Here is a 20,237-nt window from a genome sequence, read left to right on the forward strand (position 1 = left end):
GCGGCGGCTCGACCTATCGGTTTGGGGGAGCAGGACGGAGCCAGCCCGGTCTGACAGGCCCGGGCCTTCCGAGCGGCATCACGGCGGGAGCGAACCACCGCCGTCGGCCACCGGGCGCTCGAACCCGACCCGAAGAGAGGTGGCCCTTGGGGCTCAGAGCAGCCCCAGATCCGAGAACACCCGGGTCACGTCGTCGCCGAAACGGCTCGACTTGGACAGCACCGGCACGCCTTCGGGCAGCGCCTTGAACGCCGCATTGTCCCGGCGTTCGCTGGTCAAAAGCGCAACCAGGGTATCTTTGGTGCTGGGCATCGCCTTGATCGCACAGCAGAAATCCACGCCGGTCAGATCCCGCATCACGTTCGAGACGATGACCAGGTCGGGGCGGATGTGCGGCACCAGTTGAAAGGCGTCGATGGTCGACCAGACATTGGTCATGCGATAGCCGCATTCCTGCAACTCTCGGGTGACGAAACGCGTCGCCGTGGACGGCTCCATGACCAGCATCACCTCGATATCGCGCACGCGCACGTCGCTGACCTCGAAACCGGCACTCCCCTTGGCGGGCAGGCGGCGAACGAACTGGGCGATCTCGTCGGCCGATGCCTTGAGATGGGTTTCCAGCGCCTCGGCGGTCCGGTCGGCGAACACCTGCACGTCGTCGAGCACCGCGTCGCTCAGGTCCTTGACCTCGGCCAGATAATCCTCCAGCCGATGCGACAGCACCCGCAACACGGAAATCCCGTAGGTCTGGCCGACGCCTTTGAGCGAATTGGCCAGGCCGCGGATCTCGCTGAGCGCGGTCTCGGGCGATTGCTCCCCGGCGCGCGCGGCGGCAATCTGGCGGTTGATCTCGGCAATACGGTCGTCGGCTGCATCCAGCGCCTCGGCGGTCAGATCGTCAAAGCTAACAAACTCGTTCATCCCGTATGCCCTTCCCAAACAAGTAGCGCGGCGTTGTTGTCGCAACCATGGCTCGGCCTGTACCCCCTAAACTCTTAAGACCGGGTTAGGCCAAAAGCTCCAGCGCCGAGAATGCCTGGCACGGCCCGACGGAACAGAAGCCAGGCTCGCCATAGGCCAGGCTTGACATGGGCCGACGGACGCTTATGGTCGCGGGCTTGAATTTCCGTCGGACGGCCGGCTGCCGCCCGTCCCGGTTTCCGCGACGTTCCTGGAGTGAACAACGATGGCAAAGCCCGCAGCGATCAAGATCCGGATGGTCAGCACCGCTGATACCGGCTATTTCTACGTGACCAAGAAGAACCCGCGCACCATGACCGACAAGCTGACCCTGCGCAAATACGACCCCGTGGCGCGCAAGCATGTCGAATTCAAGGAAGCCAAGATCAAGTAGCGCGCCCCGACGCCTTGCGGGCGTTCTCGGCCGCCGGAGACGGTGCCGCCGGGTCGCCCGCCTTGCCCTGGCTCGCCCCGGTGCCCTCGGCACCGGGCGCGGATAGCGATGCCGCCTTGCCCTGCGGATCGCGTGCAACCGTCTTGGCCGCCGGGCTCGGCCCGCCGTCGGGATCAGCGAAAACAACCCGGTTGCGGCCCTGATTCTTCGCCGCATACAAGGCACTGTCGGCCAGATCCAGCAGCGCGCTCGACTTGCGCATCGACGGATCGAAAGCGGCCAGCCCGATCGACGTGGTCACGTCCAGTTCGACGCCGGTGGACACCCGGAACGGGTCATCGGCCACCGTGGCGCGCAGCCGTTCGCAGATCCGTCCGGCGTCTTGCAGGCCGGTCTCGGGCATCACCACCACGAATTCCTCGCCGCCGTAGCGCGCGGCCAGATCGACGCCGCGCACATTGCGCGCGATGCGGCGGGCGAAATCCTGCAACACCTCGTCGCCGACCGCGTGACCGTGGGTGTCGTTGACCACCTTGAACCGGTCGATGTCCATCAGTGCCAGGCTCAGCGGCTTGCGATGCTGGCGCGCCGCGATCACCAGGGTTTCCAGGTGACTGGTCATATAGTGACGGTTGTAAAGCCCGGTCACCGCATCGGTGGTGGCCAGTTGCATGGACATGTGGAAGTTTTCCCACAACTGGTCGGTGAACCGCTTGCGGCGGATCTGGGTGCGGGCGCGCGCCGACAATTCCAACCGGTCGATCGGCCGGATCAGATAATCATTGACCCCCATCTCCAGTGCCCGGACCAACTGCCGTGTGCCCTTCTCGTCGTCGTCGACGATGACCAGAAGCGGCAAATGGCGGCTTTCCTCGAACGAGCGCAGACGCGAGACGATGCGCAGACCGTCCACCTCGGTCATCGACAGCGAGATGATCACCAGATCGTAGTTTTTCTCGCGCACATGCTCGGCGACCGCTTCGTTGCCGGCGATGAACGACACCTGCGCGGTGTCGGCGAGGCCATGGGCAATGCGCTGAGCCGCCTTTTGACGCTCGTCGACCACCAGCACATCCACTTCGCCCGGCGGCGGCAATTCGTGGCGACTTTCCGGCTCGTCAATGTTCCAGCCCAGGCTGAGCCCGGTGTTCTCCCGGTTGCGCAGCTCGTCCATCATCACCTTCAGCCGCACCAGCGACTTGACCCGGGCGAACAGGGCCACGTCCTGCACCGGCTTGGTGAGAAAATCGTCGGCGCCGGCTTCGAGCCCGGCGATACGGTCCGATTGCTGGTCGAGCGCAGTGACCATGACCACCGGAATATGCTCGGTCGCCGGCTCGGTCTTGATGCGCCGGCACACCTCAAAGCCGTTCATACCCGGCATCATCACGTCGAGCAGGACAATATCGGGCAATTCACGCTGGACGATCTCCAGCGCTTCGGGACCGGATGTCGCCGTCAGAACGTCGAAATATTCGCTGGTCAGCTTGGCTTCCAGCAACTTGACGTTCGGCAGCACATCGTCAACAACAAGGACACGCGCCGTCATCGACCCTCAGCCCGCATACTGCTTGACCGTTTCAAGAAAGCTGCCCACCGAAATCGGCTTGGCGATATACGCCTCGCAGCCGCCTTCACGGATTTTTTCCTCATCGCCCTTCATGGCGAACGCGGTCACCGCAACCACCGGGATCGACCGCAACTCTTCGTCCTCCTTGATCCATTTGGTCACCTCCAGACCCGACACCTCGGGCAGTTGGATATCCATCAAGATCAAATCGGGCTTTTCCGTCCGCGCCAGTTCCAGCGCGGCCATGCCGTCGCGGGTCTGGATTGTCGTAAAGTCATGCGCCTCCAGCAAATCGCAGAACAGTTTCATGTTCAGATCATTGTCTTCGACAATCAGCACCTTCTTCGGCATGGAACTCCGTTCCCTTGTCCTTCCCGGGCGGGGGCGCGAGACCCGGAAACCAGAGGCAGCACAGGATGATGCGGCATGCTCGCGAACCACGGACGGACCAGCCACAACCATCCCCACCATGCCGGCAAATCCTGACAAGTGCAACCGGCCTTAAAATTGGTCATAATTTCTCCATGTCCGTGTAAAAGGGTTTACTGCCATATGTCGCTCGCTCCGCCGATTGCCGACCAGATCGTCCGCCTGCCCGTCGATGCCGACCGTCCGTTGCTGATCTGCGACGCCGACGAGGTGTTGGTGCAGTTCGCCGTCACGCTCGAACGGTTTCTGGACGATGCCGGGTTCACGGTCCGCTTCGACAGCTTCCGCCTGTCGGGCAATGTCCGCCACGCCGATAGCGGCGCGGTCGCCGACGACGCCACCGTCCACGGCCTGATCGCCCGCTTTTTCGACGAACGGGTTGCCGATTGCCCGCCGGTCGACGGCGCGGTGGAGGCGTTGGCGCAGTTGTCCCGGCGCACCGACATCGTGGTGTTGAGCAACGTGCCGATGGCCGCCCGCGCAGCGCGCGAACGGGCCATGGCAGCGCAGGGCTTCGCCTATCCGCTGGTCGCCAATGCCGGGCCGAAGGGCCCTGCGGTGGCGGCGCTGGTCGCCGGGCGGCGCGCGCCGTGCCTGTTTCTCGACGATCTGCCGGGCAACATCGCCTCGGTGGCCGACGCCGCGCCGCCGGTGCATCGCATCCATTTCGTCGCCGACCCCCGGCTGGCCCGGCTGATCGGCCCGGCCGACGGCGCCCACGCCCGCATCGACCGCTGGGCCGACGCGGGCCCCTATATCGACCGGCACATGACCGACGCCGGCTTTTGACCGGCAATCGGAACCGCCGGTCAGGGCCGGCGAACAGCCAAGGGAGACGCGGCCATGGCCGCCACCACCAGCCTGTGCCAGGATTGCGGCCATCGCGGCACGCCGGACGGCGACCGGGGCCGGCGCTGTGCCGCCTGCGGCAGCCCGCGCCTGGTGCGCCACGACAAATTGGACACGCTGGCGATCGCCCATCTGGACTGCGACGCCTTCTATGCTGCGGTGGAAAAGCGCGACGACCCGAGCCTGGAGCCCCGGCCGGTGATCGTCGGCGGCGGCCGGCGCGGCGTGGTGGCGACCGCTTGCTATGTGGCGCGCACCTACGGCGTCCACTCGGCCATGCCCATGTTCAAGGCGCTGAAAGCGTGTCCCCATGCCGTGGTGATCCGCCCGGACATGGCCAAATATGCCGCCGTCAGCGCCCAGATCCGCGCCCTGATGACCGCGCTGACCCCGGCGGTCGAGCCGCTGTCCATCGACGAGGCGTTCCTCGACCTGTCGGGCACCGAGCGGCTGCACGGCCGGCCGCCCGCCGACATGTTGGTGGCGCTGCAACGCCGCATCGAAGACGAGGTCGGGGTTACCGCCAGCATTGGCCTCAGCCACAACAAGTTCCTGGCCAAGCTGGCGTCCGATTTCCGCAAACCGCGCGGCTTTGCGGTCATCGGCCGGGCCGAGACCCGGGACGTTCTGGCGCCGCTGCCGGTGTCGGCGATCTGGGGCGTCGGCCGGGCCTTGCGGGCCAAATTGGCGGCCGACGGCATCCGCACCATCGCCGATTTGCGCGCGCTCGACGAAGCCACGCTGATGCGTCGCCACGGTGTCATGGGGCGCCGGCTCTATCGCCTGGCGCGCGGTGAGGACGCGCGCAGCGTGACGCCTGAACGCGCGCCCAAATCGGTATCGTCGGAGACCACCCTGGCCCGGGATCTGGCCCATCTCGACGCCCTGGAGCCGGTGCTATGGACCCAATGCGAACGGCTGTCGACGGCGCTCAAACGCAAACGCCTCGCGGGCGGCACCGTGGTCCTCAAGCTCAAAACCGCCGACCACCGGCTGCGCACGCGCTCGCACGCGCTCGACGAGCCGACCCAGTTGGCCCATCGCCTGTATGATGCCGCCCGGCCGCTGCTGGCCCAGGCATGCGACGGCCGGACAGCGTTTCGCCTGATCGGCGTCGGCGTCGACCATCTGGGTCCGCCCGACCGCGCCGACGGCCCCGACCTGATCGACGCCGAGCGCGCGAAGCGCACCGAAGTGGAACGCGCCATGGACAGTTTGCGCAGCCGCTTCGGCGATGGCGCGGTGCGCCTCGGCCGCGCGCTGACGGCCAGGGGCGCCGCCGGCAGCGATCCCGATCCGCCGGAAAACAGTTAACACCCTGCACGCGCCTCCGATCGCCGGCGGCGGTCTGGCGGGCGCTTTCTGCCCGGCAGATTCTGCCGGCCGCGGCCGGATTTACCGAGCCGTTGCGCGCCCTTGCCTTGTCGAAACAATTCGCCACGAATTGTCGACGGCAAAAGGCGGTTTGGCATCGCCCTTGCTTAATTGGCGGGCTGTAACTGGTGTTGTTGGCGAGGGACCGCCCATGGTGACGGACATGTTAACCCTTTTGCCCAGTCATGGGACCGACGAGGCGGGGATGGCGCGGATGATTGCCCGCCTGGTCGAGGGCCAGATGGTCCAGGGCGCGGGGGCGACCGGGGGTCCGGGCGACGGCGAACGCGGCCTGGTGGCCGAAATGCTCAATTTCGCCGTTGTCGCCAGCCAGCGCCTGGCCGACCAGCAAGCGCGCATCGCCCAACTGGAAAGCCTGGTGATGACCGACGAACTGACCGGAATCGGCAATCGCCGCGCCTTCGAAGCCCATCTCGACCGTGCGCTGGCCGCCGCCCGCCGCCATGGCACCGACGGGGTGATCGGCTATTTCGACCTCAACGGGTTCAAGGCCGTCAACGACACCTTCAGCCACAATGCCGGCGACCGGCTGCTGTGCCACGTGGCCGAGGTGTTGCGCGACGGCGTCCGGGTGGAGGACTTCGCCGGCCGCATCGGCGGCGACGAATTCGTCGTGGTCATGGCGCCGGCGACGCCGGGGGGCGCTGCGCGCCGGCTGCGCACGCTACAGGCCCGGATCGACCGGTTGCGCATCCCGTGGGCCGACACCTGGCTGGGGATCAGCACCAGCCTGGGCATCGAGCCGCTCGACCCCAAGCGCAGCGCCGACGAAACCGTGGCCGCTGCCGATCGCCGCATGTACGCCGAAAAACGCGCCGTCAGTCCGGCCCAGCCAGCGGTCGCAGCGGTGGGTGGCTGGCCCCGGTAACCCGCGCGGATTGAGCGATCCGCCCACGGCTGCTATCAGGCATTCGGACCGTCGCCGCCTGGCGCCGGCCGACCCGTCTGTGAAGGAGCCCAGCCCCATGTCAGCCGAAAACCGTCTTGCCAGCCTCGGCCTCACCCTGCCCGACGCCATGGCGCCGGTGGCCAATTATGTGCCGTTCGTCGCCGCCGATGGCCTGCTCAGCATTTCCGGCCAGATCGCCAAGACCGCCGACGGCCGGCTGATCACCGGCCGATTGGGCGCCGATCTGGACGTGGCGGCCGGTCAGGAAGCCGCCCGCGCCTGCGCGCTCAACATTCTGGCCCAGGTCAAGCTGGCCTTGGGCGATCTGGATCGGGTCGCGCGGGTGGTCAAGCTCGGCGGGTTCGTGCGCTGCACCGAGGACTTCACCGACCAGCCGGCGGTGATCAACGGCGCCTCCGACCTGATGGTCGAGGTGTTCGGCGCGGCCGGCCGCCATTCGCGCGCCGCCGTGGGCGTCAACGCCCTGCCGCTCGGCGTCGCCGTCGAAATCGACGCGCTGATCGCCATCAACGCCTGAGCGGCCGCGACGCCGCTTAGCCGCCGCTTCCGGCCCGGCCAAGGCCAGCCCTTGGACGGCACCGGACCGGACGCGCGCCGCCACCGTCATCGGCCCGGCGCCGGCGTGCGTATAAACCGAGGGCGCCGGCCGCGACCTTGACGCCCACCGCGACACGCCGCGAGGGGGACCGCCGCGCCATGGACGACATCGCTTTCGAGGCCCAGATCCTGGCCCGTATCGACGATCTGGACGCCGCCGCCTGGGACGCCTGCGCCGGCACCGACAATCCGTTCGTGTCACACGCCTTTCTGGGCGCCCTCGAACGTTCCGGCTCGGCCACCGCCGAGACCGGATGGGCGCCCCAGCATGTGGTGCTGCCCGACGGCGCGGGCGGCATCCGGGGGGCTATGCCGCTGTACCTGAAAGGCCATTCCCAGGGCGAATATGTCTTCGACTATGCCTGGGCGGATGCCTATGCCCGCGCCGGCGGCCGCTATTATCCCAAGCTCCAGGCCTGCGTGCCGTTCACCCCGGCGACCGGTCCGCGGCTGCTGACCCGGCCCGGCGAACCGGGCGACACCGCCGACCAGTTGATCGCCGCCGCGCTGACCCTGGCGCGCCGCCGGGGCGTGTCGTCGCTGCACGTCACTTTCGCGCCCGAGGATCAGGCCCGGCGCCTGGAACGCCACGGCCTGCTGCTGCGCACCGACCAACAGTTCCACTGGCACAATCGCGGCTATGCCGCGTTCGACGACTTTCTGGCCCAATTGGCGTCGCGCAAGCGCAAGCAGGTGCGCAAGGAGCGGCGCGAGGCGCTGTCGGCGGGCATCGAGATCGACTGGCTGACCGGCGCCGATCTGACCGAGGCGGTCTGGGACCGGTTCTTCGACTTCTACCAGGATACCGGCATGCGCAAATGGGGCCGGCCCTATCTGAGCCGCGCCTTCTTCTCGATGGTCGGCGAGGCGATGGGCGAGCGGCTGGTGTTGGTGATGGCGCGGCGCGACGGGCGCTACATCGCCGGCGCGCTCAACGCCCTCGGCGCCGACACGCTCTATGGCCGCTATTGGGGCGCCACCGAGCACCACCCGCACCTGCATTTCGAGGTCTGCTATTATCAGGCCATCGATTTCGCCATCGCCCATGGCCTCGACCGGGTCGAAGCCGGCGCCCAGGGCCCGCACAAGCTGGCCCGCGGCTACGAGCCGAACACCACCTGGTCGGCACACTGGCTGGCCGACCCCGGGTTTCACGAGGCGGTCGAGCACTATCTGTCGCGCGAGCGCCGGGTGATCAGCGCCGAAGCCGCGCTGTTCGCCGAGCACCTGCCGTTCCGCCACGACGCCGACGGCTGAGCGCCCCCGACGCCGCCCCCCTGACCGCCCGATGGAGCCTTAAGGGCCCGGTCAGGCGCGCAGGTGGCGGCCGAGAAAGTCGAGCGTGCGCGCCCAGGCAAGCTGGGCGTCGGCGGCGTCATAGCGCGCGCCGGTGGGGTTGGCGAAGGCGTGGTCGGCTTCGTACCAGTGCACCGTATAGGAGCGCGCGGCCGCGTTCATGGCGTCGGCGAAGCGGTCGACCATGGCGGCGTCGATATAGCCGTCTTGGGTGGCGAAATGCCCCAGCACCGGGCCTTGCAGGCGCGCCATCGCCTCGGCCGGACGGTCGCAGCGGCCATAATAGATCACGCACGCCTCGACCGGCGCGGCGATCGCCGTGTTCAACGACCAGCCGCCGCCAAAGCACCAGCCGACCGTGCCCAACCGCCCGGTGGTCGCCTCATGGGCGCGCAACCAGTCGACCCAGGCGGCCATGGTCTCGGTGGCCTCGATATCGTCGATGCTGCGCACCAAGGCCGATGCCCGCTCGCGCGTGTCGGCGACGACACCGTCATAGAGGTCCACCGCCAGCGCCACATAGCCCTGGCGGGCGAACTCCGCCGTCACGGTCTTAATCTGATCGTTGAGCCCCCACCATTCGTGAATCGCGATCACCGCGGGGGCCGGCAAGGTCTCGGGCAGCGCCAGCGCGCCCGACACGCTGCGCCCGTCCGCGGTCTCGATGGTCACGTCCGTCAGCGTCTCGGCGGCCGCCTGGGCGAGCGCGGGATTGGCCAGCACCGCGGCCAGCGGAAGACCGCCCAAGCCCTGCAAAACGCCCTGCAACACTTGCCGTCGGGCAACGCCCGGTTGATCCGCCGTCATGGCCGTCTCCCTGCCCATGGGATCGCAATATGATCGACCGAGCTTAAGTCAGCCACCGGCCCAGGGCAATCGGCTGGCACCCGGCCAAGACCGAAAAAGTCGCTGCGTTTCACTAGCAAATGCAAAGAAAATATAAACTTAGGCGTCACTTGCCGACTATGGTAGGGGACAGCATAGCATTGGCCGACCAATTGAAACGCGTGAAGCGAGAGTGATTTGCAAAATCTATTGTCTTGTTGGTCCTATGGTTTATGCCTGTCCTTGGGCCTGAGCCTTTCGACCCCGGCAGCGGTGGCACGCGCCCAGGACATGCCGCCGGCCGACACCGCCGACGCAGCAACCGAAGCCCCCGCAGCGACCGCTATGGCGACGGCCCAGGCGGCGTCTCGGTCGGCGTCGCAGTCGACGTCTCTGGCGGCGTCTCTGGCGGCGTCTCTGGCGGCGGCGGTGGACGCAGCGATCGCCCGCCACCCTGCCGCCGCCGAGATCGTCGGCCGGCGCCGCGCCGACCGGGTGCAGCGCGGCGACGCCGGGCGCTGGGTGCGCCAGGCGCCGACGCTGACCGGGCGCTATCAGACCGACCGGGTCGCCGACGCCATCGGCGAGCGCGAGTGGGAAACCACGGTCAATGTGCCGATCACGCCGCCGGGCGAGCGTCAGGCCCGCCGCGCCCTGTCACGCCAGCGCAGCGACGCCACCGCCGCGCTGGCCGACAGCGTGGCGCTGATGGTCGCGGGCCAGGTGCGCGAGGCCGCCTGGGTGGTGCGCCGCGCCGCGGTCGACCTGGCGCTGGCCGAACGCGCCGAAGAGACCGCCCGACTGCTGGAACGCGACCTGGCGATCCGGGTGCGCGAGGGCGAGCGCCCCGAGGCCGACCTGCCGCTGGTCCAGGCCGAGACGCTGGCGCAGGAAAGCGCCGTGGTCGACGCCGAGGCCGAATTGACCCATGCGCGCCACCGCTTCACCGAACTGACCGGGCTCACCGCCCTGCCCGCGGGCCTGCGCGAGACCGCGGTTGCAGCCGAGACCGTCGACCTGGCCGACCACCCGGACGCGCGCCGCGCACTCGCCGAGCGCGACCGGGCGCGCCAGGCGCACCGGGTGGCGGGCAAGACCTGGACCACCAAGCCCAGCGTCGGCGTCGGCATGCGCGGCGAGCGGCCCGAACGCGGCGCCGAAACCATCGGGTCGCTGGGCGTGTTCGTCACCGTGCCGCTGGATTTCGGCCTGTTCAACCGCACCGCCGAGGTCGGCGCGCTTGACAGCCTGGCCCAGGCCGAACGCGCCCTGGCCCAGATACGCCGCGACCTGCGCCTGGCGCTCGACGCCGCCGAACACCGGCTTGACGCCGCCCGGCGCGCGGCGACGCTCGCCGACCGCCGGCGCGCCACGGCGGAGGAAGCGCTGCGTCTGGCGCGTATCTCGTTCGAGGTCGGCGAGTCCGACCTGGTGGCGCTGCTGCGCGCCCGGGAAGAAGCGCTGCGCGCCATCGCCGATGCCGAGCGCCGCGCCGTCGACCTGGGCCGCGCCATCGCCGACTATAATCAAGCCGCCGGAGTCATGCCGTGATCCCCTGCCCGATCCCATCCGCGCGCACCGCCGCCGCCGCTCTCGTGGCGCTGGCGCTGCTGGCCCCCGACCTCGCCGCCCAGCCGCAGGACGGTACCGGCCCGCTGTTGACCATGAGCGAGGCGCAACAAGGCGCGCTTGGCATCACCGTCGGCCGCGCCGAGCCGGTCACCCAAGCCTTCTCGGCGCCCTTGCCGGGCCAGGTGGTGGTGCCCAATGCCGACAAACAGATGGTCACCGTGGGCGCGGCCGGCGTCGTCGAACGCATGCTGGTGGCCCAGGGCGAGCGGGTCGAGAAGGGCCAGGTGTTGGCCGAATTGCAAAGCCCTGAACTGGTGCAGATCCAGCGCGGCTATATCCAGGCGCTGTTGGCGCTCGACCTGGCCGAGCGCGAGGCCGACCGCGACCGCCGCCTGCGCGACGAGGGGATCATCTCCGAACGGCGCTTGCAGGAAAGCGAAAACGCCCTCGACGACGCCCGCGCGCGGCGCGACGAACAGCGCCAGTCGCTGTTGCTGGCCGGCCTGACCCAGGCCGACCTCAACCGGCTGACCGAGCGCCGCGAGTTCGACAGCCGGCTGGTGCTGCGCGCGCCGATCGCCGGCATGGTGGTCAGCCAGCGCGCCACCGTGGGCGAGCGGCTGGAGCGCGCCGCGCCGGTCTACGAACTGGCGCAGATCGCCCGGCTGCAATTGGAAATCCATGCGCCCATCGACAGTTGCCGGCAGTTCACCGAGGGGCTCGCGGTCAGCATCCAAGGCGGCGCGGCCCAGGGCCGGGTGATGGCGGTCGGCTGCATCGTGCACCGGATCGACCAGGGCGTGCTGGTGCGCGCCGAGGTGACCGAGGGGCTCGACGCCCTGCGCCCGGGCCAGTTGATCGAGGCCGAGATCGCCCGCGCGCTCGACGACGGCGAGGGCTGGCGGGTGCCGCGCAGCGCCGTGGTGCGCCGCGACGGCCGGACCTATCTGTTCGTCGCCGAGGCCGGGGGCTTCCGGCCCCTGGCCGTCGAGGTGGTCGCGCGCGAGCCCGACAGCCTGGTGGTGCGCGCCGCCCTGGCGGGCGATGACCGCATCGCCACCGGCGGGTCGTCGGCGCTCAAGGGCGTCTGGGCCGAGACGGGGGCGCAGTGATGTTGACACGCCTGGTGCAATTTTCGCTGACCCAGCGATTGCTCTTGATGCTGCTTGCCGGCGCGCTTCTGGCCGGCGGCTGGTGGTCCTATCGCAACACGCCCATCGACGCTTATCCCGACGTGTCGACGCCGCAGATCAAGATCATCATGAAGGCGCCGGGCATGACGCCCGAAGAGGTGGAAGAACGCATCACCGGCCCGCTGGAGCGCGAGATGCTCGGCATCCCGCGGGTCAATCTGCTGCGCTCGACCACCAAATACGCGCTCGCCGACATCACCATCGACTTTACCGAGGGCACCGACATCTATTGGGCGCGCACCCGGGTCGAGGAACGGCTGACCGGCATCCGCGGCGACCTGCCGGCGGGCGTCGAGGGCGGCGTGGCGCCGCTGACCACGCCGTTGGGCGAGATGTTCATGTTCACCATCCAGGGCGGCGACCTGTCGTTGACCGAGCGGCGCACCCTGCTCGACTGGGTGATCCGTCCAGCACTGCGCGGCGTCAAGGGTGTGGCCGACGTCAACGCGCTCGGCGGCAAGGCGGTGACCTATGAGGTCAGCCCGATCCCGGCGCGCATGGAGGGCACCGGCACCACCTATGCCGAGTTGCGCGCCGCCCTGGCGGCCAACAACCGCAATGACGGCGCCGGCCGCATCGACGACGGCGAAGAAACCCTGCTGGTGCGCACCCAAGGGGCGGTGACCACGCTTGAGGACATCCGCCGCATCGTGATCCGCGCCGACCCGGCCGAGCCGCTGCGCGTCGGCGACGTGGCCGACGTGCGCTTCGGCCATCTGACCCGCTATGGCGGGGTCACCCGCGACGGCGTCGGCGAGGCGGTCGAGGGGCTGGTGCTGGGCCTGCGCGGCGCCAATGCCCGCGAAGTGGTCGCCGGCGTCGAGGCACAGCTGGAGACGCTGCAACAAAGCCTGCCCGACGGCGTCGAGATCCGCGTGTTCTACAATCGCGGCGACCTGGTGGAACGCGCGGTGGGCATGATCACCGAGGCGCTGTTGGAAGCGGTGGTGCTGGTGATCCTGCTGTTGATGGTGTTCCTGGGCGACTGGCGCGCGGCGCTGACCGTGGCGCTGGTGCTGCCCCTGGCGGCCATGGCCACGTTCATCCTGATGCACACGGTGGGGCTGTCGGCCAATCTGATGAGCCTGGGCGGGCTGGCGATCGCCATCGGTCTGCTGGTCGACGCGGCCATCGTGGTGGTCGAGAACAGCGCCACCAAGCTGCGCGACCAGGGCCAAAGCGGCCTGCCGCGCCTGCACCTTTTGTACCGCGCGGCGACGGAAGTGGCCGCCCCGGTGACCGCCGGCATCGGCATCATCATCGTGGTGTTCCTGCCGCTGCTCAGCCTGCAGGGGCTCGAAGGCAAGCTGTTCCGCCCGGTGGCGATCACCATCGTGTTCGCGCTGGCGAGCGCGCTGGTGCTGGCGCTGACGGTGATCCCGGTGGTCGGCTCGTTCCTGCTGCGCCCGGGCGGCCGCGACCCGTGGCTGGTGCGCCGGCTGCACGCGCTCTACCGGCCGTCGCTACGACTGGCGCTCGGCCACGGCCGGCTGGTGATCGGCGGCGCGCTGGGGCTGCTGGCGGTGGCGGGGCTGCTGTTCACCCAGGTGGGCAAGACCTTCATGCCGACCATGGACGAGGGCAACCTTATCGTCCAGTTGCAGAAACAGCCGTCGATCACGCTCGACCAGTCGCTCGACATCGACCTGTCGTTCCAGCGCGCCCTGCTCGCCGAGGTGCCGGAAGTCACCGGCACGGTGGCGCGCACCGGCTCGGACGAGATCGGCCTCGACCCCATGGGGCTCAACGAGACCGACACGTTCCTGGAACTGGCGCCGCGCGACCAGTGGACGGTGGCCAGCAAGGACGCGCTGATCGACCGCATCCGCACCCTGCTCGACCGCTTCCCCGGCGTCGCCACCACCTTCACCCAGCCGATCCAGATGCGCGTCGACGAGATGTTGACCGGGGTGCGCGGCGACCTGGCGATCAAGATCTTCGGCGACGATCCGGCCGCGCTCAGCCGGGTTGCCCAGCGGGTGGTCGACGTGGTGGCCCAGGTGCCCGGCGCCGCCGACGTCTACACGCCGACCCAGGAGGGTCAGCAATATCTGCGCCTGACCATCGACCGCATGGCCGCCGGGCGGCTGGGGCTCGGCGTCGACCAGGTCGCCGACGTGCTGCGCGCCCAGCTCGAAGGGCTCGACGTGGGCACCATCTATCTGGGCAACCGGCGCCTGCCCATGCAGATCAAGACCGGCGGCGACATGGCCACCTCGCCGGTGCGCCTGGAAAGCCTGCGCATCACCCTGCCCGACCACCGCGCCGTGCCGCTCGGCCGCATCGTCGCCATCGAGCGCGTCGAGGGCCCGGTGGCGATCGCGCGCGAACGCGGCAGCCGGCTGGCCTATGCGATCGCCAACGTCTCGGGCCGCGACCTGGTGGGCTTCGTCGAGGACGCCCAGGCCGCCGTCGCGTCCCAGGTGGACCTGCCGACCGGCTATTATCTCGAATGGGGCGGCGAGTTCGAAAACCAGCAGCGCGCCGCCAAGCGGCTGATGGTGGTGGTGCCGATCGCGCTCGGGCTGATCTTTTTGATCCTGTTCTCGACGCTGGGCAGCGTGCGCCAGGCGGTGCTGGTGTTGAGCAACATCCCGCTCGCCCTGGTCGGCGGCGTGGTCGCCCTGGCGATCACCGGCGAGTATCTGTCGGTGCCGGCGTCGGTGGGCTTCATCGCGCTGTTGGGCATCGCGGTGATGAACGGGGTGGTGATGATCACCCATTTCAACCATCTGGCCGACCGCGGCTGGTCGCTCGACCGGCTGGTCCAGGAGGGCGCCGAGCGGCGCCTGCGCCCGGTGTTGATGACCGCCTCGATCACCGCCTTCGGGCTGATCCCGCTGGCCCTGGCCAGCGGCCCCGGCTCCGAGGTGCAGCGCCCGCTGGCCATCGTGGTGATCGGCGGGGTCATCTCGTCGACCCTGTTGACGCTGATCATCCTGCCGATTTTGTACCGCCGGTTCGGCGTCAAGACCGCCACCGGCGTGAAGGGAGCGCTCGCCCATGACTGAGTTCGCCACCGCCGAGGTGATCCTGACCCTGATGGTGCCGCCGGCCCATGAGACCGACATGGTCGACTGGCTGATGGCGCGCGCCGAGGCGCCGGGTTTCTTCAGCTTCGCCGGGCGCGGCCATGGCGAGGCCCCGTCGACCATGACGGTCCGCGAACAGGTCGCCGGCCGCCGCGAGGGCGTGGCGTTCCAACTGCTGTGCCCGGCCGAGCGCGCGCACAACCTGCTCGCCGGCCTGGAACAAGACTTCGCCGGCACCGGCCTGCGCTATTGGCTGCTGCCGGTGCTCGGCTCGGGACGGCTGTAGACCACGCGCCGGACGGGGCGGGCACAAGGACCGCACCGTCCGGCGTTTCGCCGCCGTGCCCGCATTCAGCCGTCATGGCGAGCGCCAGCGACGCCATCCAGCCGGTGCTTGGCCCCGAACCGGACGGCGGCCAGGGGGGCCGCCATGGCCAGGCGCGGGCGCCGAGGGGGCGACCAGACCGCCGCGCCCTCGGCGTCGTTCACTCAGCGGATGCGGGCGCGCAGTTCCAGGACCGTCTCGCCCTCGGCCGGCACCTCGACCGTCCAGCGCAGGGTGCGCGCGTCGACCGGCTCGTGGGGCTGGCTCTCGTCCAGAATCTCCCAGGTGCCGGGCATCGCCTGTTCCACCGCCACGGTGACCGGCTCGGCCCGGGCATTGGTCACCGTGTAGCGCTGGGTCGCCTCGTAGACCCGCGTGTCGCGGTCGCGCGCGACCTCTTGGCGCGCCACCAGCTTGGGCTCGATGCGCACGTCGAACGCCTCGCCAAGCGCCAGGCGGACGTCGCCGGCCTTGGGCGTGTGGTCGATCCGGTCCTCGCCGACGAATTGCGCGCGCCCGGCGCTGTCGGCGGTGTAGACGCGCACGATGCCGGCGGGCAGCGGCTGGCCGAGCCCGCTCGCCGCGTCGTTGGTGAGGTCGAGCGCGACCCGGGCCGGCACCGGCTTGGGCGCGGTGTTGAAGCCGTAGAAGCGCCGGCTGTAGGATTTGGCGACCCGCACGCCGTCGGCCTGGAGGAAGCCCACCTGCTTGGTCTGGCGCGCGCCGATGGTGGTGCGCTCGGGCAGCGTGTAGAGGTGATAGTCCATCAGCGCCTCGCTTTCGGCCTGGCCGCGGGCCTCGGCCATCATCGCCATGCGCGGCTGGACCATGTCGTTGCGCCGGTCGTCGCGCACCCGGTTGACGTCGCCGGCGACCAACTGGGTCAGCGCCTGGTCGAACGCCATGGGGCTGTCATTGGTCAGCGTGACCAGGCCCTGGAGCGACAAGTCGGTCTCGTCGGCCGACAGCACGCCCACATAATCGGCGCGCCACGACAGACCGCCGGTCATATAGGTGAGCGACAAGGGCCGCTCGCCCGCCTCGGGCACGTCGAGCGTCAGGCTCAGCGTCGGCTCGGCGCGCAGGGTGTCGGGGATGCTGTCGAAGACGATGCGGCCGGGCAGACGGTCACCGGCCAGGGTCTCGATCCGGTCGCCGATGCGCAGCACCGCGCCGTCATTGGCGGCCAGCACGCGCGCGGTCTCCACCGTCTCCTTACCGGTCGCGGGGTTGGTGCGATAGAGCCGCACGGTGCCACCCACCGCCTTGTCCAGCAGCTTCTGCGGGGTCAAGAGGTCATAGTCGAAATTCTGTTCGACCAGCGTCACCCCCGGCGCCTTGAGCAGCGCCGTCGGGGCGTCGATGCCGGGGGCCACGCCCTCGAACGCCAGCCGCGTACGGCCGCGCGGCAGATCGACCCGGCGGGCGTCGCGCACCAGCGCCAGATCGTCGTTATAGATGGTCAACGACAGGCCGGTGCGCTGGTCGACCGTGGCGGTGCGCTCGCCCGGCGCGTCGGCAGCCCGGGCGGCCGGGGCCAAAACCACCGCGCCCGAGCCGAGCCCCGAGCCGAGCAGCGCGGTCAGCGCCAGCGCGGCAACGCCATGACGCCGGGGGCGGGAAATCGTCGTCTGAGCCATATAGTCCTCCATTGTCCTTGGGCGATCACAACCCGGCGGCGTGGCGAAACTGTGATCCGACCGCGGCCGCCAGTGTGGCCGGGCCGGAAGCCGGCGGCAACGGGGCGCAAGGCGGACCAGGGCCCGTGCCAGAGATGGTCCGAGACTGCCGGGGCCCTATCAGGGCGCCGTGCGGTCGAGGGCCTGGACCAGATCGGCGATCAGGTCGTCCGCGTCCTCGATGCCCACCGACAGGCGCAACAGGCTCTCCGGCGTCGGGCTGTCGGGGCCTTCGATGGTGTGGCGGTGCTCGATCAGGCTTTCCACGCCGCCGATCGAGGTCGCCGGGATGAACAGCCGGGTCGCCGACGCCACCCGCCGGGCCCGGGTCGCCCCGCCATGCACCAGGATCGACAGCAGGCTGCCATGGCCGCGCCGGATGTCGGTCTGGGCGCGGTGGACGGCGTGGCCCGGATGGTCGGCCAGCCCCGGATAGAGCACCGCCTCGACGCCCGGATGGCCCATCAGCGCCTCGGCCAGCGCCAGCGCATTGGCCGAGGCCTGGCCCACGCGCAGCGCCAGGGTGCGCAGGCCGCGCAGCAGCAACCAGGCCTCGAACGGCCCGGGCACCGCGCCGGCCTGGGCGCGTTCGGCGCGCACCCGGGCCCAGGTCTCGTCGGCCTGTCCGGTCACCAGCACGCCGGCCATGGCGTCGGAATGGCCGTTGAGCGCCTTGGTGGCCGAGTGCATCACCAGATCGGCGCCGAGCGCCAGCGGCCGTTGCAACAGCGGCGTCATGGCGGTGTTGTCGACCGCCAGCACCGCCCCGGCGGCGTGCGCCAGTTCGGCCGCGCGGGCGATGTCCACCACCTGCCACAGCGGGTTCGACGGCGTCTCGACCCAGACCAGATCCACCGGCCCGGCGGCAATCGTGCGCGCCAGGGCGTCCGGGTCGCGGGCGTCGTAGCGGTCGACGGCGAAGCCATAGCGCCGGCCCAGCCGCGCGAACTGGCGCAACAGCGCGTGATAGCCGAGCGTGGGCACCACCATGCGCCCGCCGGGCGGCACCAGCGCCGCAGCGACCGCCTGGCCCGCCGCCTGACCCGACGCGAACAGCGCCGCCTCAGCCCCGCCTTCAAGGCCGGCGATCACCCGCTCAGCCGCCGCATAGCTGGGGTTCTGGTCGCGGGTATATTCCGGGCCGATCAGCGCATAGTCGGCGTCGCGGGCATAGGTGGTGGCCAGGTGAACGGGCGGCACCACCGCGCCGGTGGCGGCGTCGCGCGCATGGCCCGCTTGGGCGCACAGGGTCGCCGGCGCCAGCCCGGCGGTCGAGGTGCGCGGCGCGGTCGGGCGGTCGCCGCCACGCCCGGCGAAGTGCTCGGCGGAGGGCTCTGTTGTGGTCTCGGAGCGCGGCTCTGAGCAGGTCATGGGGTCGGTCCCGGTGTAATGGCACGGCACGGATGGGCGGTCGCGCCCCCGCGTGGGACCCGTTCTAAGCTGCGGCGGGCTTGAGGTCGATGGTGAAGCGGCTGCCGGCGTCGCTGCTGTCTTCCAGCCACAGATTGCCGCCCATCGCCTGGGCCAGGTGGCGACTGATCGACAGGCCGAGCCCGACGCCCTCGCCGCTGCTGGCATAGACCGAACTCGCGCCCTTGTGGAAGCGGTTGAAAATCGCCTCGCGGTGTTCTTCGGGGACGCCTTGGCCGGTGTCCCACACGGTCACCCGGATCAGCCCGTCGTCCTCGGGCCCGCGCACCTGGACGCCGACCGAGCCGCCCGACGGCGTGAACTTGACCGCGTTGGTGACCAGATTGGTCAACACCTGGAGCAACCGACGCGGGTCGGCCAGCACCGCAAGATCGCCGTCATACGCCACCTGCGACAGGTCGACCCCCTGGCGCTCGGCCCGAACCGTCAACATCGCATGGGCCTGACGCACCATGTCGGACAAGGACACGGCCTCTTCCTCGATCTCCAGCTTGTCGCTTTCGATCAGCGAGACCTGGAGAATGTCGTTGATGAGCCCGAGCAGGTGGCGCGCAGAGCCCAGAATATCGTTGCCATATTCCTGATACTTGCCGTCGAGCGGGCCGAACGCCTGCAGCGTCATGGCCTCGCTGAAGCCGATGATGGCGTTGAGCGGTGTGCGCAGTTCGTGGCTCATGGAGGCCAGAAACTCGTTCTTGGCCTTGAGCGCCGCTTCGGCGCGCGCCGAGGCCACGTCGAGTTCAAGGTTGCGGGTGCGCAACTCCAGCAGCGTGTCCTCAAGCTCGGCGCGCGCCGCGAGTGCCTCGTTGGTGCGTCGCTTGAGCGCGGTGATATCCCGACCCGAGCCGCGAAAGCCGGCGAATTCGCCGGTCTGCGGGTCGAACACCGGCACGCCCGACAGAAGCGCCGGCAGGGTCGCCTGGTCCTGGCAGATCAGCGCCACCTCCACGTCGCGAAAGCCACGCCGGGCGGCCAGCAAATCGTCGACCCGGTAATGGCGGCCGCCGCCCCGGTCCAGACCGCCATCGCCATCGACCCGGCCAGGGGCGTCGGCGGTCACATTGATCCGCGCCACCGCCGACAGCGGCTGGCCCAGCACGATCACCGACGGCCGCCCGGTCAACGCCGTATAACGCTGCGACAGGACGGTCAGCCGGCCGTCGGCGTCGGTCTCCCAGAACCAGTCGGAGGCCGCCCGCGCGAAATCCGACAGCCGGGCGTCATCCTCGGGCCGCGTGGCGCCGGCGGCCTGCCAGTGCCGGTCGTCGGTGATGTCCTCGAACACAGCCGCGACCGCGATGTCGTTCCATGCCGGCGGCCGAACAGGGAACACCCGACCGCGAAAACAGCGCTGCGCCAGCCACGCCTGACCGCTCTCGACCATCACCTGGCTTTGCTGCCCCTGCGCCACCCCCGCGGCCACCGGTTCGAGGCGCGCCGCAAACGGGCTCAGGTCGGGCCAGACGGCGGTGCTGGTGGCATTGCGCGCCACCACCGTGCCGTCGGCATCGCACAGAAACGCCGCACAGCTCTGATCCACCAACAGACTGTCGAGAACGCCCGCCGGGGCTTGCTGGCCGCATCCGCCACGGGCCTCCGCCCGGCCGTCATCGACCGGTGTCCGATCGGCCCCAAGCCGACCGGCCGCCACCGGGTCGGACCGGCCATGGTCCGGCTCAGCCGGGCTGGACGACGGCCGGTCGCGCGGCGACGGCGTGTCCATCTCGGTCGTGCGATCGCGCCGTCCGACCGGGCGGTCGGTCGGGCGCAAGGAGGT

17 protein-coding genes are annotated in these 20,237 nt (G+C 69.8%); 10 read left to right on the top strand and 7 right to left on the bottom strand.

Features of this window, described 5'->3' with window-relative positions:
• Positions 1 to 153: 153 nt before the first annotated feature.
• The gene (locus EV659_RS02935) at positions 154 to 924 is read right to left on the bottom strand and encodes a hybrid sensor histidine kinase/response regulator (protein ID WP_132707310.1); all 771 of its coding nucleotides are present in this window, start codon (positions 922 to 924) and stop codon (positions 154 to 156) included.
• Positions 925 to 1,189: 265 nt separating this feature from the next.
• On the opposite strand from EV659_RS02935, the gene rpmG reads away from it, so the two are divergent.
• On the top strand, positions 1,190 to 1,357 hold the full coding sequence (rpmG, locus tag EV659_RS02940; protein WP_132707311.1) for a 50S ribosomal protein L33: 168 nt from the start codon (positions 1,190 to 1,192) through the stop codon (positions 1,355 to 1,357).
• Here the strand turns inward: rpmG and EV659_RS02945 are convergent.
• Together EV659_RS02945 and EV659_RS02950 are read right to left on the bottom strand one after the other, a co-directional pair.
• A complete protein-coding gene (locus tag EV659_RS02945) occupies positions 1,350 to 2,906 on the bottom strand; it encodes a PleD family two-component system response regulator (protein WP_132707313.1) in 1,557 nt (518 codons plus the stop codon). The genes rpmG and EV659_RS02945 overlap by 8 nt on opposite strands.
• 6 nt (positions 2,907 to 2,912) lie before the next feature.
• Complete coding sequence (locus EV659_RS02950) at positions 2,913 to 3,278, bottom strand: response regulator (protein WP_132707314.1); 366 nt, start codon at positions 3,276 to 3,278, stop codon at positions 2,913 to 2,915.
• Positions 3,279 to 3,479: 201 nt separating this feature from the next.
• Between EV659_RS02950 and EV659_RS02955 the strand changes: the two genes are divergently transcribed.
• From EV659_RS02955 to EV659_RS02975, 5 genes are all read left to right on the top strand, one after another.
• Positions 3,480 to 4,145 (top strand): hypothetical protein, encoded by a 666-nt coding sequence (locus tag EV659_RS02955; RefSeq protein ID WP_132707316.1) that lies wholly within the window; start codon positions 3,480 to 3,482, stop codon positions 4,143 to 4,145.
• 54 nt (positions 4,146 to 4,199) lie between these two features.
• Entirely contained in the window at positions 4,200 to 5,519 is a 1,320-nt protein-coding gene (locus EV659_RS02960) for a DNA polymerase IV (protein ID WP_132707317.1), read from the top strand.
• Positions 5,520 to 5,784: 265 nt separating this feature from the next.
• Entirely contained in the window at positions 5,785 to 6,468 is a 684-nt protein-coding gene (locus tag EV659_RS02965; RefSeq protein WP_165878677.1) for a GGDEF domain-containing protein, read from the top strand.
• Between the two features lie 97 nt (positions 6,469 to 6,565).
• The gene (locus tag EV659_RS02970) at positions 6,566 to 7,027 is read left to right on the top strand and encodes a RidA family protein (RefSeq protein ID WP_132707321.1); all 462 of its coding nucleotides are present in this window, start codon (positions 6,566 to 6,568) and stop codon (positions 7,025 to 7,027) included.
• A gap of 179 nt (positions 7,028 to 7,206) precedes the next feature.
• Positions 7,207 to 8,364 (top strand): GNAT family N-acetyltransferase, encoded by a 1,158-nt coding sequence (locus tag EV659_RS02975; protein ID WP_132707322.1) that lies wholly within the window; start codon positions 7,207 to 7,209, stop codon positions 8,362 to 8,364.
• Positions 8,365 to 8,415: 51 nt separating this feature from the next.
• On the opposite strand, the gene EV659_RS02980 is transcribed toward EV659_RS02975, so the two are convergent.
• Entirely contained in the window at positions 8,416 to 9,210 is a 795-nt protein-coding gene (locus EV659_RS02980; protein ID WP_132707323.1) for a dienelactone hydrolase family protein, read from the bottom strand.
• A 261-nt stretch (positions 9,211 to 9,471) separates the two neighbouring features.
• On the opposite strand from EV659_RS02980, the gene EV659_RS02985 reads away from it, so the two are divergent.
• From EV659_RS02985 to EV659_RS03000, 4 genes are read left to right on the top strand one after another with little or no spacing between them, the layout of a single operon-like run.
• On the top strand, positions 9,472 to 10,779 hold the full coding sequence (locus tag EV659_RS02985; RefSeq protein ID WP_132707325.1) for a TolC family protein: 1,308 nt from the start codon (positions 9,472 to 9,474) through the stop codon (positions 10,777 to 10,779).
• A complete protein-coding gene (locus tag EV659_RS02990; protein WP_132707326.1) occupies positions 10,776 to 11,912 on the top strand; it encodes an efflux RND transporter periplasmic adaptor subunit in 1,137 nt (378 codons plus the stop codon). Before EV659_RS02985 ends, EV659_RS02990 begins: the two co-directional genes overlap by 4 nt.
• Positions 11,912 to 15,004: an efflux RND transporter permease subunit gene (locus tag EV659_RS02995; protein ID WP_132707328.1), complete on the top strand. Its 3,093-nt coding sequence runs from the start codon at positions 11,912 to 11,914 to the stop codon at positions 15,002 to 15,004. Before EV659_RS02990 ends, EV659_RS02995 begins: the two co-directional genes overlap by 1 nt.
• A complete protein-coding gene (locus EV659_RS03000; protein WP_132707330.1) occupies positions 14,997 to 15,311 on the top strand; it encodes a DUF3240 family protein in 315 nt (104 codons plus the stop codon). Before EV659_RS02995 ends, EV659_RS03000 begins: the two co-directional genes overlap by 8 nt.
• Before the next feature lie 203 nt (positions 15,312 to 15,514).
• Here the strand turns inward: EV659_RS03000 and EV659_RS03005 are convergent, their stop codons facing one another.
• The 3 genes from EV659_RS03005 to EV659_RS03015 all read right to left on the bottom strand — a co-directional run bounded on the left by EV659_RS03005 (position 15,515) and on the right by EV659_RS03015 (position 20,183).
• The gene (locus EV659_RS03005; RefSeq protein ID WP_132707331.1) at positions 15,515 to 16,990 is read right to left on the bottom strand and encodes a DUF4139 domain-containing protein; all 1,476 of its coding nucleotides are present in this window, start codon (positions 16,988 to 16,990) and stop codon (positions 15,515 to 15,517) included.
• Positions 16,991 to 17,149: 159 nt separating this feature from the next.
• Positions 17,150 to 18,400, bottom strand: a complete 1,251-nt coding sequence (locus tag EV659_RS03010) for a trans-sulfuration enzyme family protein (RefSeq protein WP_132707333.1) — start codon at positions 18,398 to 18,400, stop codon at positions 17,150 to 17,152.
• A gap of 64 nt (positions 18,401 to 18,464) precedes the next feature.
• Positions 18,465 to 20,183: a PAS domain-containing sensor histidine kinase gene (locus EV659_RS03015; protein WP_132707335.1), complete on the bottom strand. Its 1,719-nt coding sequence runs from the start codon at positions 20,181 to 20,183 to the stop codon at positions 18,465 to 18,467.
• Positions 20,184 to 20,237 lie beyond the last annotated feature (54 nt).

Source organism: Rhodothalassium salexigens DSM 2132 (assembly GCF_004341375.1).
GTDB lineage: Bacteria > Pseudomonadota > Alphaproteobacteria > Sphingomonadales > Rhodothalassiaceae > Rhodothalassium > Rhodothalassium salexigens.

Bases quoted from the DNA above. Each gene is read 5' to 3' on its own strand.
- EV659_RS02935 (WP_132707310.1), bottom strand. From the start codon at position 924: ATGAACGAGTTTGTTAGCTTTGACGATCTGACCGCCGAGGCGCTGGAT.
- rpmG (WP_132707311.1), top strand. From the start codon at position 1,190: ATGGCAAAGCCCGCAGCGATCAAGATCCGGATGGTCAGCACCGCTGAT.
- EV659_RS02945 (WP_132707313.1), bottom strand. From the start codon at position 2,906: ATGACGGCGCGTGTCCTTGTTGTTGACGATGTGCTGCCGAACGTCAAG.
- EV659_RS02950 (WP_132707314.1), bottom strand. From the start codon at position 3,278: ATGCCGAAGAAGGTGCTGATTGTCGAAGACAATGATCTGAACATGAAA.
- EV659_RS02955 (WP_132707316.1), top strand. From the start codon at position 3,480: ATGTCGCTCGCTCCGCCGATTGCCGACCAGATCGTCCGCCTGCCCGTC.
- EV659_RS02960 (WP_132707317.1), top strand. From the start codon at position 4,200: ATGGCCGCCACCACCAGCCTGTGCCAGGATTGCGGCCATCGCGGCACG.
- EV659_RS02965 (WP_165878677.1), top strand. From the start codon at position 5,785: ATGGCGCGGATGATTGCCCGCCTGGTCGAGGGCCAGATGGTCCAGGGC.
- EV659_RS02970 (WP_132707321.1), top strand. From the start codon at position 6,566: ATGTCAGCCGAAAACCGTCTTGCCAGCCTCGGCCTCACCCTGCCCGAC.
- EV659_RS02975 (WP_132707322.1), top strand. From the start codon at position 7,207: ATGGACGACATCGCTTTCGAGGCCCAGATCCTGGCCCGTATCGACGAT.
- EV659_RS02980 (WP_132707323.1), bottom strand. From the start codon at position 9,210: ATGACGGCGGATCAACCGGGCGTTGCCCGACGGCAAGTGTTGCAGGGC.
- EV659_RS02995 (WP_132707328.1), top strand. From the start codon at position 11,912: ATGTTGACACGCCTGGTGCAATTTTCGCTGACCCAGCGATTGCTCTTG.
- EV659_RS03000 (WP_132707330.1), top strand. From the start codon at position 14,997: ATGACTGAGTTCGCCACCGCCGAGGTGATCCTGACCCTGATGGTGCCG.
- EV659_RS03005 (WP_132707331.1), bottom strand. From the start codon at position 16,990: ATGGCTCAGACGACGATTTCCCGCCCCCGGCGTCATGGCGTTGCCGCG.
- EV659_RS03010 (WP_132707333.1), bottom strand. From the start codon at position 18,400: ATGACCTGCTCAGAGCCGCGCTCCGAGACCACAACAGAGCCCTCCGCC.
- EV659_RS03015 (WP_132707335.1), bottom strand. From the start codon at position 20,183: ATGGACACGCCGTCGCCGCGCGACCGGCCGTCGTCCAGCCCGGCTGAG.